The sequence below is a fragment of the Actinophytocola sediminis genome, assembly GCF_054779715.1.
Genome location: NZ_BAAGXS010000067.1, coordinates 1 through 13,776 on the forward strand (window position 1 = coordinate 1; position 13,776 = coordinate 13,776).

General features: G+C 72.7%; 12 protein-coding genes and 1 pseudogene. 9 read left to right on the plus strand and 4 right to left on the minus strand.

Annotated features, from left to right (window positions below; genetic code table 11):
- The coding region (locus ACYVIP_RS31475) for a CHAT domain-containing protein (protein ID WP_460402945.1) at nt 1-3,245 on the plus strand (3,245 nt) is incomplete at its 5' end.
- 104 nt (nt 3,246-3,349) lie between these two features.
- On the opposite strand, the gene ACYVIP_RS31480 is transcribed toward ACYVIP_RS31475, so the two are convergent.
- Entirely contained in the window at nt 3,350-3,556 is a 207-nt protein-coding gene (locus ACYVIP_RS31480; RefSeq protein ID WP_460402947.1) for a hypothetical protein, read from the minus strand.
- A 172-nt stretch (nt 3,557-3,728) separates the two neighbouring features.
- Here ACYVIP_RS31480 and ACYVIP_RS31485 point away from each other — a divergent pair, with 172 nt between their 5' ends.
- From ACYVIP_RS31485 to rox, 7 genes are all read left to right on the plus strand, one after another.
- Nucleotides 3,729-3,902, plus strand: a complete 174-nt coding sequence (locus ACYVIP_RS31485) for a hypothetical protein (RefSeq protein ID WP_460402949.1) — start codon at nt 3,729-3,731, stop codon at nt 3,900-3,902.
- Nucleotides 3,899-5,512, plus strand: coding sequence for an FAD-dependent oxidoreductase (locus ACYVIP_RS31490; RefSeq protein ID WP_460402951.1), 1,614 nt, complete (start codon nt 3,899-3,901; stop codon nt 5,510-5,512). Before ACYVIP_RS31485 ends, ACYVIP_RS31490 begins: the two co-directional genes overlap by 4 nt.
- On the plus strand, nt 5,512-6,438 hold the full coding sequence (locus ACYVIP_RS31495) for a dihydrodipicolinate synthase family protein (RefSeq protein WP_460402953.1): 927 nt from the start codon (nt 5,512-5,514) through the stop codon (nt 6,436-6,438). Before ACYVIP_RS31490 ends, ACYVIP_RS31495 begins: the two co-directional genes overlap by 1 nt.
- Before the next feature lie 28 nt (nt 6,439-6,466).
- Nucleotides 6,467-8,263, plus strand: a complete 1,797-nt coding sequence (locus ACYVIP_RS31500) for a glycosyl hydrolase family 28-related protein (RefSeq protein WP_460402955.1) — start codon at nt 6,467-6,469, stop codon at nt 8,261-8,263.
- A gap of 77 nt (nt 8,264-8,340) precedes the next feature.
- On the plus strand, nt 8,341-8,490 hold the full coding sequence (locus ACYVIP_RS31505; protein WP_460402957.1) for a hypothetical protein: 150 nt from the start codon (nt 8,341-8,343) through the stop codon (nt 8,488-8,490).
- Nucleotides 8,483-9,733 carry a sulfatase family protein gene (locus ACYVIP_RS31510; protein WP_460402959.1) on the plus strand — a complete coding sequence of 417 codons (1,251 nt, stop codon included), beginning with the start codon at nt 8,483-8,485 and terminating at the stop codon, nt 9,731-9,733. Before ACYVIP_RS31505 ends, ACYVIP_RS31510 begins: the two co-directional genes overlap by 8 nt.
- Before the next feature lie 110 nt (nt 9,734-9,843).
- Nucleotides 9,844-11,268 (plus strand): rifampin monooxygenase, encoded by a 1,425-nt coding sequence (rox, locus tag ACYVIP_RS31515; protein WP_460402961.1) that lies wholly within the window; start codon nt 9,844-9,846, stop codon nt 11,266-11,268.
- Here the strand turns inward: rox and ACYVIP_RS31520 are convergent.
- The 3 genes and pseudogenes from ACYVIP_RS31520 to ACYVIP_RS31530 all read right to left on the minus strand — a co-directional run.
- Nucleotides 11,261-11,830, minus strand: coding sequence for a dihydrofolate reductase family protein (locus tag ACYVIP_RS31520; RefSeq protein WP_460402963.1), 570 nt, complete (start codon nt 11,828-11,830; stop codon nt 11,261-11,263). The two genes, rox and ACYVIP_RS31520, sit on opposite strands and share 8 nt — an antisense overlap.
- Before the next feature lie 85 nt (nt 11,831-11,915).
- On the minus strand, nt 11,916-12,404 hold the full coding sequence (locus ACYVIP_RS31525) for a DinB family protein (protein WP_460403093.1): 489 nt from the start codon (nt 12,402-12,404) through the stop codon (nt 11,916-11,918).
- Nucleotides 12,405-12,587: 183 nt separating this feature from the next.
- Nucleotides 12,588-12,998: pseudogene (locus ACYVIP_RS31530) on the minus strand (class I SAM-dependent methyltransferase); the annotation flags it as partial.
- A gap of 93 nt (nt 12,999-13,091) precedes the next feature.
- Between ACYVIP_RS31530 and ACYVIP_RS31535 the strand changes: the two are divergent.
- On the plus strand, nt 13,092-13,664 hold the full coding sequence (locus ACYVIP_RS31535) for a helix-turn-helix domain-containing protein (protein ID WP_460402965.1): 573 nt from the start codon (nt 13,092-13,094) through the stop codon (nt 13,662-13,664).
- Nucleotides 13,665-13,776 lie beyond the last annotated feature (112 nt).

The window sequence follows — 13,776 nt, forward strand, 5'->3', positions numbered from 1 at the left end:
TGCACACCGGCCGGCGCGCGGACCTGGACGAGGCCATCGCCGCGCTGCGGGCCGCGGCGTCGGCCGTGCTCCGGTCCGCGCCGGCGCGCCCGGCGATCCTGTCCAAGCTCGGAGTCGCGCTGCGCGGCCGGTTCGAACACACCGGCCGGGCAGGCGACCTCGACGACGCGGTCGCCGCCTGCCGCGAGGCGGTGGCCGGCATCGCCGAGGACTATCCCGGCCGGCCGGGATATCTGGTGAACCTGTCGGCGACGCTGCGGGTCCGGTTCGTGCACACCGGCCGGCGCGCGGACCTGGACGAGGCCATCGTCACCGGGCGGACCGCGGTGGCCGCCGCGGGCGCCGGTCATCCCGACCACTTCGTCTGCCGCAGCGTGCTCGGGCTCGCCCTGCAGGAGCGGTACACCTCCCGGGGCGACCCGGCCGACCTGGAGTACGTGATCGCGGCGTTCACCGAGGCGGTGGCCACCGTGCCGGCGGACGCGCCGAACTATCCGCCGTACCACTTCAACCTCGGCCGGGCGCTGCTCGCCCGGTTCCAACGCGCCAGCCGGCCGGCCGACCTGGACGGCGGGGTGGCCGCCGTCCAGGCCGCCGTGGCCGCGATCGCGCCGGACCGGCCGCATCGCGTCGGTTACCTGTCCCTGCTGGGGGAAGCGCTGGTCACCCGGTTCGCGCACGCCGGTGACCTCGACGACCTGACCGAGGGGATCGCCGCCCACCGCCAGGCGGTGGCGGGCACCCCGACCGACCACGCCGACTACGCGTTACGGCTGAGCACGCTGGGGATCGCGCTGCTGACCCGGTTCCGGCGCACCGGCGAGCTGGGTGACCTGGACGAGGCGGTGGCCGGCGTCCGCGAAGCGGTGAACGCCACCGCCACCACCCACCCCGACCACGCCGAACACGCCGACACGCTCGGCGACGCGCTGCGCACCCGGTTCGAGCACACCGGCCGGCCGGCGGACCTGGAGCAGGCGGTCGCCGCGGGCCGCCAGGCCGTCGCCGGCACGCCACCGGAACATGTTCGCTACCACCAGCGCCTGTCGAACCTGAGCGCCGCGCTGCGGGGCCGGTTCCAGCGCACCGGCGCGGTCGCCGACCTGGACGACGCGCTCACCGCGGTGCGCGACGCGCTGGCCGCGGTCCCGGCCGACCACGCCGATCACCTGCCGGTGTCCGACGACCTCCGGTCGGCACTGGTGGACCGCTACCTGCACACCCGGGGTCTCGCCGACATCGACGAGGCCGTCGCCATCGGACACGCGGCGGTGGCCGGGGCGACGCGGGACGATCCCCGGCGCCCGCACTACCTGCACGGGCTCAGCGTCGCGCTGCGCACCCGGTTCGGCCGCACCGGCAAGGACGCCGACCTGACCGAGGCCATGGCGACCGTCCGGGACGCGGTCGCCGGTGTGCCGGCCGACCACCCGGACCGCGCCGCCGCCTTGGTACAGCTCAGTTCCGTGCTGCACGACCGGTTCCGGCGTACCGGCGACGCCGCCGAGCTGACCGAGGCGATCACGGCCGTCCGGGACGCGATCGCGACCACCCCGCCGGCCCATCCCCACCTGGCCGACCGCCTGGTCATGCTCGGGCGGGCGTTGCGGACCAGGTTCGACCACACCGGTGAGCGGACCGATCTCGAGCGGGCGCGGGCCGCCTTCGCCGACGCGGTGACCGTCGAGTCGAGCCCGACCGAGGTCCGGATGGCCGCCGCGGACTCGTTGGCCAGGGTGGCGATCAAGACCGGTGACGTCGGCGCCGCGGCCGACGGGTTCGCCGCCGCGGTGCGGTTGTTGCCGCACTACCTCTGGCCCGGCCTGCCGGACGCGATCCGGGAGCACCGCGTCGCCGGCTGGCGTGGGCTGGCCGCCGACGCCGCGGCGTGTGCGATCCGCGCCGGACGTGCCGAGCAGGCGGTGGAACTGCTGGACGCCGGCCGGTCGGTGCTGTGGGCCCAGCTGCTCGACCGCCGCGCCGAGCTGACCGAGCTGCGCGCGCGGGAACCGGCGCTGGCCGTGCGGCTGGACGAGCTGCGCGGCACGCTGGACGCGCCGCTGCCCACCACGCGCGGCCCGATCGCCTGCGCGGACCAGCACGAATGGGCGCGCGCCGGCCAGCACGACGTCGCCGTCGGCCGGGTGCGGCTGGCCGATGAGTTCGCCGCGCTGGTCGAGCGGGTCCGCGGCCTGGCGGGGTTCGCGCACTTCCTCGCCCCGACCCCGTTCGCCGAGCTGCGCGCGGCACCGGGCACCGGTCAGGTGGCGATCGTCAACGTCAGCCGGTACGGCTGTCACGCGCTGCTGGTGTCCGACACCGGCGTGCGGGTGGTCGACCTGCCGGGCCTGACCCGCGAGCAGGCGGTGGACCAGGCCAACACCCTGCAGGGCCTCGTGACCGGGGGCACCGAGCGGGACCGGGACACGATGTCGGACATCCTGGCCTGGCTGTGGGACGCGGTCGCCGAGCCGGTGCTGACCGGCCTCGGCCACACCGAACCGCCGGCGCCCGGCGCGGCGTGGCCGAGGATCTGGTGGTGTCCCACCGGGCGGCTGGCCCTGCTACCGCTGCACGCCGCCGGCCGCCAGACCATCGAGGCCGGGGACACCGTGCCGGACCGGGTGATCTCCTCCTACACCCCGACGTTGACCGCGTTGGCGCGCGCCAGGTCGACTCCGCCGCCGGCCGCGAGACCCACGCTGCTGGCCATCGGCACGCCGGCCGAACTGGACCGGGTGCACGCCCGCTACCCGATCGCCACCCGGGCCGATCCGCCGACCGGCGCGCGGGTGCTCGCCGAGCTTCCCCGGCACGACTGGGTGCACTTCGCCTGCCACGGCCGCCAAGACCTCAGCGACCCGGCGGCGAGCGCCCTGCTGCTCACCGATGGCGCGCTGCCGGTCGGCGACCTGGTCCAGGACGACGGGCGGGCACCGCGGCTGGCGTTCCTGTCCGCGTGCCAGACCGCGACCGGGGGCGCGCGGGCGGTCGACGAGGCCGTCACCCTGGCCGCGTCGCTGCGGTTTCTCGGCTACCGCGACGTCATCGCCACGCTCTGGTCGAGCGTCGACGCGCCGTCGCCGGAGGTCGCCGACGAGGTCTACGCCCTCCTGGCCGCCGGTATCGAGGCCACCGGCACGGCCGATGTCGCCACGGCGCTGCATCACGCGGTGGCGAGCCTGCGGGCCAGGACGCCGGCCGACCCGCTGGTGTGGGCGGCCTACCTGCACACCGGTCCGTGATCCACTCGGACGGGCACCGGCTTGCGGGGTGCTGGAAAGCGCGGGTACGGCAGAAGGCGCTCACCCGGTGGTGAGCGCGTAGGAGCCTCGCGGCCACTGGCGGGTCACTGCGCCACGAAGCGGACCGATCCCACGTCGTGGCCGAGCGGGTAGACGGAGGTCTGTCCGTCGCGGAGGGTCTCCACGGGTTCGCCGCTGGTGTCGGGGCTTTCGAAGAACTCGACTTGGCCGCCGGAGTTGTTGGTCGCGGCGTGCACCCGGGTCGAGGCGGGCAGCGCCAGGTCGGTGTCGGTCTCGGGGGCGTAAGTCATCCCATCAAGCGACACGTCCTCCGGTGACGGTTGGCGCGGTGAGCAGCCGCCCATCGCGGGAGACCATGTCCTGAGCCGCGTCCCCTGGCCGGCCACGAGGGCTCTTGACGGCACCCGTCGGTGATCCGTAGCGTCACCGGCCAGGTGTCGTTGATACGTATTAAGGACAGTGATGGCAGGCCAATGGCGGCGAGCAGCCAGGCGTGAGGTGGTGGCGACCTCGTCGGCCGGCCTGCTGTTCGCCGCGCCGAGCCATCCGTGCGCGCGGGACCTGCGCAGGGCCGCCTTCGCGCTGGACGGCATGGCCGGCAGGCGATTCGAGGAACCAGGGGAGCAGGTCAGTTGAGTCAACACGAGAACGTTCGGACCGACATTCTCATCGTCGGCGGGGGAGTCGGCGGGGTCGCGGCGGCCATCGCGGCCGCGCGCCGGGGCCGGTCGGTGATCCTGACCGAGGAGTACGCGTGGCTCGGTGGGCAGCTCACCTCGCAGGCCGTGCCGCCCGACGAGCACCCGTGGATCGAGCAGTTCGGCGCCACCCGGTCCTACCGCGCGTTCCGCGACGGCGTGCGCGCGCACTACCGGACCTGGTACCCGTTGACCGCCGAGGCACTCCGCCAGCCGGACCTCAACCCCGGTCTCGGCCGGGTGAGCCGGTTGTGCCACGAGCCGAGGGCGGCCATGGCCGTGCTCGACGGCATGCTCGCGCCCTACCGCTCGGCGGGCACCTTACGTGTCCTGACCGGACACCGGCCCGTCGCCGCGCACGTCGACGGCGACCGGATCGCCGCGGTCACGGTCGCCTCCCCAGCCGGTGACGAGCTGACCATCGAGGCGGCGTACGTGCTCGACGGCACCGAGCTCGGTGACCTGCTGCCGTTGGCCGACGTGGAACACGTCATCGGCTTCGAGTCCTCAGTGGACACCGGGGAGCCGAGCGCGCCGAGCGAGGCCCAGCCGCTCAACCAGCAGGCGTTCTCCTGGGTGTTCGCGGTCGAGCACCGCGACGGCGAGGACCACGTGATCGACCGGCCCGACCAGTACGGCTTCTGGCGCGACTACCACCCGGCGGTCTGGCCGGATCGCCTGCTGAGCCTCACCGCCCCGGACCCCCGGACCCTGGAACCGCTCACCCGCACGTTCGTGCCGCACGGGCCCGCCGGCCCGATCGTCGCCGACCAGAGCGCCGACCCCGGCGACCGGGACCTGTGGGTGTTCCGCCGGATCTTCGCCCGCGAGCAGTACGAGCCGGGCTTCGCGGCCAGCGACATCACCGTCGTCAACTGGCCGATGATCGACTACCTGCCCGGCCCGCTGGTCGGGGTCTCCGACGCCGAGCGGGACAAGCACCTCGCCGGCGCGCGGCAGCTGTCGCTGAGCATGTTGTACTGGCTGCAGACCGAGGCGCCGCGCCCCGACGGCGGTACCGGCTGGCCGGGGCTGCGGCTGCGGCCCGACGTCATGGGCACCGCCGACGGCCTGGCCATGGCCCCCTACATCCGGGAGTCCCGCCGGATCCGCGCGCAGACGACCGTGGTGGAACAGGACCTGTCGCTCACCGTGCGCGGGGACGCCGGCGCGGTGTCCTATCCGGACTCGGTCGGGGTCGGCATGTACCGGATCGACCTGCATCCCTCCACCGGCGGCGACAACTACCTCGACGTGCCGAGCAGTCCGTTCCAGATCCCGCTCGGCGCGCTGCTGCCGGTCCGGCTGGGCAACCTGTTGGCCGCCGGGAAGAACATCGGCACGACGCACATCACCAACGGCTGCTACCGGCTGCATCCGGTCGAGTGGAACATCGGCGAGGCGGCCGGTGCGCTCGCCGCGCACTGCCTGGCGAACTCCCTCACCCCACACCAGGTGCGCGCCGACGAGACGAAACTCGCCGCCTTCCAACGAGAACTGGCAGCCGACGGCGTCGAACTGGCCTGGCCAGAGGTAAAGGGCTACTGATGCGCGCGGGAATCGACCTGCTGGCCGGGATGACCGTGCCGCTGGTGACCCCGATGGAGGTCGACGGGCGGCCCTCGGCGCTGGCCGCCTACGCGTTGCTGGACGCGCTGCACGCCGCCGGCGTCCGGCGGCTGATGTTGTTGGGCAGCAACGGCGAGGGCCCGTTGATCCCCACCGGACAGCTCGCGCCGTTCGTCGACGGCGTGATCGCGCACTGGCGGACCCGGTGTGGCTCGGCGGGTGTGGTGACGGTGAACGTGACCGCACCCGGCACGGCGGACGCACTGGACCGCACGGCCATCGCGGCCGCGGCCGGCGCGGACGCGGTGGTGCTGAGCCCGCCGTTCTACTTCCACCACCGGGTCGACGAGATCGTCGGCCACTACGCGGCCATGGCCGGCACCGGCCTGCCCGTGATCGCCTACAACGCGCCGCGCTACAGCAACCCGATCAGCCCCGAGGTGCTGGCCGGGTTGCTGGCGCTGGACCACGTCGTCGGGGTCAAGGACAGCTCCAACGACCTGGAATGGTTGACACACCTCGTCTCTCGCGCCGCGACCCGCCCCGGCTTCGCCGTCAGCCAGGGCGCGGAGACCAAGCTCGTCGACGCACTCGACCTTGGCGCACAGGGCATCACCCCCGGCGTCGCCAACCTGGCGCCCGGCCTGTCGCTGCGGCTGGTCGCCGCGCACGAGGCCGGTGACCGCGACGAGACGGCCCGGCTCCAGGACCAGCTCACCGCGCTCACCGGGCTGCACCAGATCCGGCCGGGAACCCCGGCGGTGAAGGACATCCTCTCCCAGCGTGCGCTCTGCCCACCCCACGTCGCGCCACCCCTGCTGCGGTGCACCGCGGCCGAGAGTGCGGCACTCACCGAATTCCTGTCAGCACACGAGGATCAGCTCATTCATTCGACGAACGGATAGCGGCATGGTCGTGAACAGGCGAAATCTCATGCGCACCGCAGGCATCGCGGGCGTCACCACCGCGGCGCTCGGCGCCCTCGGCACCTCGGCGCAGGCGGCCCCGGCCGTCGACGTGTCCGGGGCGACGACGCCCCAGGAGTTCGGTGCGGTCGCCGACGGCGTTGCCGACGACACCGACGCCATCCAGGCGGCCATCGACGCCCAGCTGTCGCGCGCGAACAAGATCGTCTACTTCCCGCCCGGCAACTACCGCATCACCCGCACCGTGGTCATCCCGGACCGGGCGGGCCAAGGCGCGGTGTTCAACCGGATCATCCTCGTCGGCGCGGGCACCATGGGCCTGCGGACCTCGACCATCACCCCGGACTTCGACGGCACCGCGATCCTGCTGCGCGCGCCGCTGGCCGCCGTCCGTGGGCTGTGCTTCACCGTGACCCCCAGCCTGAAGAACACCGTCGCGCTGCACATCGCCCGGGACCCCGACGCCGTGGCGCCGGGCACCGACGACATGGACGCGACGATCACCGAGTGCACGTTCATCGAGTTCTACACCGCGGTGAAACAGGTCGGCCGCGGCCTGATCTTCACCAACAACCTCGTCGCGGTCGGCGACATCGGGCTGGACATCTCGTGGCCGACCGCCGGGGTCGACGGCGACGGCGTACACCTGCTGCCCTACGGCATGCGCAAGTGGCTGATCGAGGGCAACCACTTCCACAGCATGGGCGTGGCGATCACCACCACCGGCGCGGACGCGGAGAACTTCCGCGGCGCGGTGATCTCGAACAACGTCCTGGACATCGGCAAGCGGCTGTTCGTCGGCGGCATCATCAACTCGACGTTCGCCGGCAACGTGGTGGAGAACGGCAACCTCGGGTCGATCGTGTCGATCTCCGCCGGGGGCAGCAACCTCACCTTCTCCGGCAACGTTCTCGGTGGTGCCCAACCGCCCGGCGGTCTGCGCCCGCAACACGCGATCGAGTTCCGCCCGGAGGCCAGCGCACACAACATCACGGTCACCGGGAACTCCTTCAACTGGATTCTCGGCTCGCCGGTGTACTTCGCGGCCGCCGCGTCGGAGGTCACGATCTCGGCGAACTCGTTCGACAACTGGAACCTCGACGGCGAGGAACGCTGGAGCGCGATCCGGGTCAACGGCAACGCGACCGGCCTGTCGGTGATGGGCAACGCGTTCGGCGCCAACCCGGTCGCCGGCTCGCCGCCGGTGCGGGTGATCGGCACGCTGTCCGGGTCGACGCTGATCGGCAACGTCTTCGACAACACCGCCGGCGTGCTGTACGCGACCGCGGTCGGCGCGGAGAACTACGTGGAACGCCGTAGCACCGGCGCCAACCAGCACGAGCTGACCGCGGCGAAGAACGGCGCGTTGGTCGTCCGGGCCACCGGTGCCCCCGGCGTCGGCGCCGACGCCTACGGCAGCTTCCTCGCGGCGTCCGAACAGGACAGTGGCGCCGGGCCGGGGGTCAAGGGCGGGGTGCGCGTGGTGCCGGCCAACGACACCGGCGCCGCGGCCGTGGAACTCCTGTGCTCGACGAACAACTCCAACGGCGTGGCGGCGATGCGGGTGGACATCAACGGGCTGGTGCCGACCGAGGACAACGTGCGGGACATCGGTTCGGCCCAGCGCAAGGTGCGCACGGTGCACGCCCACGGCCTACGACTGGCGACGGTCTCGGCCGACGACCTGCCGGAGCCGGCGGCCGGCGCGATAATCCTGGTCAAGGACCGTTCCGGCGCGGCAACCCTCGCGGTCGCCGACGGCCGCCGCTGGCGCCGGATGCCGCTGGCCGCCCCGATCAACTGATGCCCTGAATGGGGCATTGGCGACGTTCATCGTCCTGAATGGGGCATTCAGGGCAGTTCCAGCGAAGGGACCGACACGTGCGGCTCGCCAGTTTTCCCCTCGGGTCGACCGCGGCCCGGCTCGAACTCACCCGCGCCGAGTACGCGGCCGGTGTCCTGATCCGTGGCGGGATCGAGGGCCTCGGCTCGGTCCACGCCGAGATCCCGGCGAGCGGCGTGGATGGCTGAGCGGCCGAACATCGTCCTGGTGGTGCTGGACGATCTGGGCTACGGCGACCTCGGCTGCATGGGGAACACGATTCTGGCCACGCCGCGGATCGACGCCATCGCGGCCGACGGGATCACGATGCGCCACATGTACGCGGCGTCGTCGGTGTGCACCCCGTCGCGGGCCGCGCTGCTGACCGGGCGCTACGCCCAGCGAGTCGGCCTGCCGAAGGTGCTGTTTCCCCACGACGGCACCGGACTGTCGGCCTGGGAGTACACCCTGCCGGAACTGCTGCGCGACGCCGGCTACCGCACGGCCATGTTCGGCAAGTGGCATCTTGGCTGCCGGCCAGAGCACTACCCGACCCGGCACGGCTTCGACGAGTACGCCGGGCTGCTCTACAGCAACGACATGCATCCGGTCGAGCTGTTCGACGGCGACCACATCGCCACCGCGCAGGTCGACCAGGCGGCCCTCACCAGCACCTACACCGACCAGGCGATCGACTTCATCGAGCGGCACACCGACGAGCCGTTCTTCGTCTACCTCGCGCACACGATGCCCCATCTCCCGCTGCACGTGGAGGACGAGTTCCTCGGCCGGTCGGCCGGCGGCCGGTACGGCGACGTGGTCGAGAGCATCGACCACCATGTCGGCCGCGTCCTGGACCGGCTGGCCGAGCTCGGCCTGGCCGAGAACACCATCGTGATGGTGACCAGCGACAACGGGCCGTGGTTCGAGGGCAGTACCGCCGGGTTGCGCGGCAACAAGAACCACACCTACGAGGGCGGCATCCGCGTCCCGTTCGTCGCGCGCTGGCCGGGGCGGATCCCGGCGGGCGCGGTGTCCGACGAGCCGGTGTGCCTGATCGACCTGCTGCCGACCTGCGCGGCCATCGCGGGCGGCACGGTGCCCGTCGACCGGCCGGTCGACGGCGCCGACATCTCCGCCGCGCTCACCGGCGGGTCGGTCCCGGGGCGCCCGCTGTACTTCTTCCACTGGTGGACGCTCAACGCCATGCGGTCCGGCCCGTGGAAGCTGCACCTCGACCGGCACCCGCGCGACCCGAACCGGTCACACGGCAAGGAGTTGCCGCAACTGTTCAACCTGGAACTCGACCCCGCGGAGACCTACGACCTGAGCGAGCGACACCCCGAGGTGCTGGCCCGGCTGACCGGGCTGGCGACGCGCTTCACCGACGAGATCGCCGGCCAGCGGTCGGCCGCCGAGGCCCGCGCGGCGGGCAGGGCGACGGCGAGATAACTCCCGCCCACTTCAACATATAGCGCACTGGGGGCCTTGCGGCAAGACCCGGGTGGTGCAGCAGAATCTCCGGCCGTCTGCCGACAACTGCTGTTCAACGGGGGTTTTTCATGTTTGACGTGATCATCGTCGGCGCCGGGCCGACCGGCGTGTGGCTGGCCAGCGAGCTGCGGCTGCTCGGTGTGCCGGCGCTCGTGCTGGACAAGGACGCGGAGCCGACCAAGATCGTCCGCGGGCTCGGCCTGCACGCGCGCAGCATCGAGATCCTGGACCAGCGCGGGCTGCTGGCGCGGTTCCACGAGCTGGGCCAGCAGTACCCGGTCGGTGGTTTCTTCGCCGGCATCCGCAAGTCCTCACCCGGCCTGGACACCACCCACCCCTACGTCCTTGGCATCCCCCAGACCACGACCGAGCGCCTGCTGCGCGACCACGCCGCCGAACTCGGCGTGGAGATTCGCCGCGGCCACGAGCTGGTGGGCCTGAGCCAGGACGAGACCGAGGTTACCGTCGAGCTGGCCGACGGCACCAGCCTGCGCACCCGCTACCTCGTCGGCTGCGACGGCGGCCGCAGCCGGGTACGCAAGGTGCTCGGGGTCGGCTTCCCCGGCGAGCCAGCCACCACCGAGACCCTGCTGGGGGAGATGGCCGCGACCGCGTCCAAGGAGACGTTGCTCGCGGTGATGACCGAGGTCCGCAAGACCGAGAAGCGCTTCGGCGTCATGCCGCTGGAAGACGGGATGTACCGCGTCGGCGTGCCGGCGGCCGGGCTGGCCGCCGACCCCGCGGTCCCGCCGACCCTGGAGGAGGTCAAGCGGCAGCTGCGCGCGGTCACCGGCACCGACTTCGGCGTGCACTCACCGCGTTGGCTGTCCCGGTTCGGCGACGCCACCCGGCTGGCCGACCGCTACCGCACCGGCCGGGTGCTGCTGGCCGGCGACGCGGCGCACATCCATCCGCCTGCCGGTGGTCAGGGCCTCAACCTCGGCCTCCAGGACGCGTTCAACCTTGGCTGGAAGCTGGCCGCCGAGGTCGCCGGCTGGGCGCCGGCGGGGCTGCTGGACAGCTACCACGCCGAACGGCACCCGGTGGCCGCCGACGTGCTGGACAACACCCGCGCGCAGATGGCGCTGCTGTCCACCGAGCCGGGTGCCCAGGCCGTGCGCAGGCTGGTGACCGAGCTGATGGACTTCGAGAACGTGAACCGCCACCTGACCGAGAAGATCACCGCGACCGGCATCCGCTACGACTTCGGCGCCGGGCACGAGCTGCTCGGCCGGCGGCTGCGGGACATCGCGCTCAAGCGGGGACGGCTCTTCGAGCTGATGCGCGGCGGCCGGGGCCTGCTGCTCGACCAGACCGGCAGGCTGTCGGTGGCCGGCTGGGCCGACCGGGTCGACCACGTCGTCGACGTGAGCGAGGAGCTCGACGTGCCGGCGGCGCTGCTGCGGCCAGACGGGCACGTGGCGTGGGTGGGCGCCGACCAGCGGGAGCTGGCCGGCACCCTGCCGAGGTGGTTCGGCGCCGCGCTCACCTGACCACGCGGAACCGCAGGTGCGTCGCGGCCGGGGTGACCAGCACGTCGGTGCGTTCCAGCGTGACCGCCGCGTCGAGGGTGTCGAAAAGCCGGGTGCCGCCGCCGATCAGCAGCGGGACGACGTGCACGTGGATCTCGTCGAGCAGCCCGAGCGGCAGGCACTGTTGCATGATGGTCGCGCCGTGCAGGCCGACGACCTTGTCGCCGGCGGCGTCCTTGGCCTGGGTGATCGCGCTGGCCACCCCGTCGGTGACGAAGGTGTACCCGGACGGGTACCGCTCGGTCGGTTCGTTGTGGGTGACCACGAAGACCCGCGCGCCGGCCAGCGGCCCGTCCGCGCCCCACATCTCGACGCACTTGTCGAACGACGTGCGGCCCATGACGACCGCGCCGGTGCCCTCGAGCGCCTCCTGCCCGAGGGCCCGGTCGGCGTCGGTCGCGGCGGTGAAGATCCAGTCGTGCAGGGTGCCGGCGCCGTCGCCGAACGGGTTCTCCCGACTGTCGTTCGGGCCGGTGACGAACCCGTCGAGCGACATCGACATGTCCGAGATCACGAGTGCCATGAGAACTGTCCTTTTCGACGCTGGGGTATCTCTCACCGACGCGTCGAACACCGCGCCCGCTTCTCGACACCCTCGCGAGAAAAAATCAGCGACCGACGCTGCCGTCGAGAAGTTCCCTCAGGATGTCCATGTGCCCGGCGTGGCGCCCGGTTTCCTCGATCAGGTGAGTCATGGTCCAGCGCAGGGCTGGCGCCGGACCCGCGCGGCCACCCGGGCGCGGTCCTGGTTCGGCGAGGTCGGCGCACGCGGCGATCAGCTCGTTGGCCCGGGCGCTGGTCTCCCGGTAGGCGAGGAGCACGGCGTCGGCGGTCTCGTCCGGTCCCGGGTGGAAGGTGGCCGCCCAGTCGGTGACCGGCTGGCCGAGCAGCCAGTGCCGTTCGACGTGGGTGAGGTGTTTGACCAGGCCGAGCAGGTTGGTCCCGCTCGGCACGCCGGGCGTGCGGAGGTCCGGTTCGGGGATGCCGCTGGTCTTGGCGATCACCGAGGCGCGCAGGTAGTCGAGGAAGCCGAGCAGCACCGCCTTCTCCTCGGGGCCGGTCCTCGGCGGGCCGGCGTCGCGCGCGGTGCGGCGGATGACCAGCACGTTGTCGACCACGGTCGCGGTCTGGCCGCCGGGCCCGCGCGCGGTCCGCCGGGGCGTGTCCGCACGCTCGACCCGCCACTGACCGGGGTCGAGGGCCAGCTCGGCGGCCACCTCGTCCGGCGTGGGGTGGTGGATCTCGGGGTCCTGGTTCCAGGACCACGGTGCCCTCGACCCGTGATCGACGACCACGAGCCGCCCGCCGGGCCGCAGCGCGTGCGCGGCCGTGCGCAGCACCTGGGCCCGCGGCAGCGCGAACGGCGTGTGGAGGTACTGGGCGGACACCAGGTCGAAGCTCCCGGCCGGGAACTCCGTCGCCAGGTCGGCGCGGGCCGCGGTCACGGCGTCCAGACCGCGGGCGGTGGCGTTCTCGGTGAGCCGCCGCACGGCGTTGGCGGAGATGTCGACCGCGGTGACCCGCCAGCCGTGGCCGGCCAGCCACAGCGCGTCCTCGCCCGCCCCGCAGCCGAGGTCGAGCGCGGTGCCCGGGGCGAGGCCGCCGGCGATCTCGGCCAGCACGGGATTCACCTGGCAGGGGTGCGGGTCCAGGTGGTGTTCCTCCCAGAAGCGGGTGGCGTCGGTGATCATGGGCGGTGCTCCCCTCGTCGGCTACGGCGCCCACTCTCACCGCCGCCGGGTACCGAACGCACGGAAACTTGCCGAATCGGCAAGAGTGGGTACATGACGGCGGAGATCGAGGACGTGTTGGCCGAGGTCGGGCCGCGGCTGCGGGCGTTGCGCCGGCAGCGCGGCCGCACGCTGGCCGACCTCGCGGCGACGACCGGGATCTCGGAGAGCACCCTGTCCCGCCTGGAGAGCGGGCGGCGGCGGGCGAACCTGGAGTTGTTGCTGCCGCTGGCGCGCGCCTACGACGTGCCGCTCGACGACCTGGTCGGCGCCCCGCGCACCGGTGACCCCCGGATCCATCTGCACCCGATCCACCGGCACGGCATGACGTTCATCCCGCTGTCCCGCCGGCCGGGCGGCGTGCAGGCCTACAAGATGCTCATCCCGAGCCGGAGCGGTCCGGCGAAGCCGACCCCGCAGACCCACAGCGGGTACGAGTGGCTCTATGTCCTCAATGGACAACTGAGGTTGCTGGTCGCCGACCGGGACCTGATCCTGCCGCCGGGCGAGGTCGCCGAGTTCGACACCGCCCGCCCGCACTGGCTCGGCTCAGCCGACGGCCGCGCGGTCGAGTTGCTCATCCTGTTCGGCCTGGACGCCCAACGCGTCCACCTCCAGCCGCACTAGCCCGCCCCCAACCCCCGCCGACCGCAGCGAAGGGTCCCTTCACTGCGGTGAACGCAGCGAAGGGCTCCTTCACTGCGGTGAACGCGGCGCGTTTCTCGGCGGGCCGGGTTGG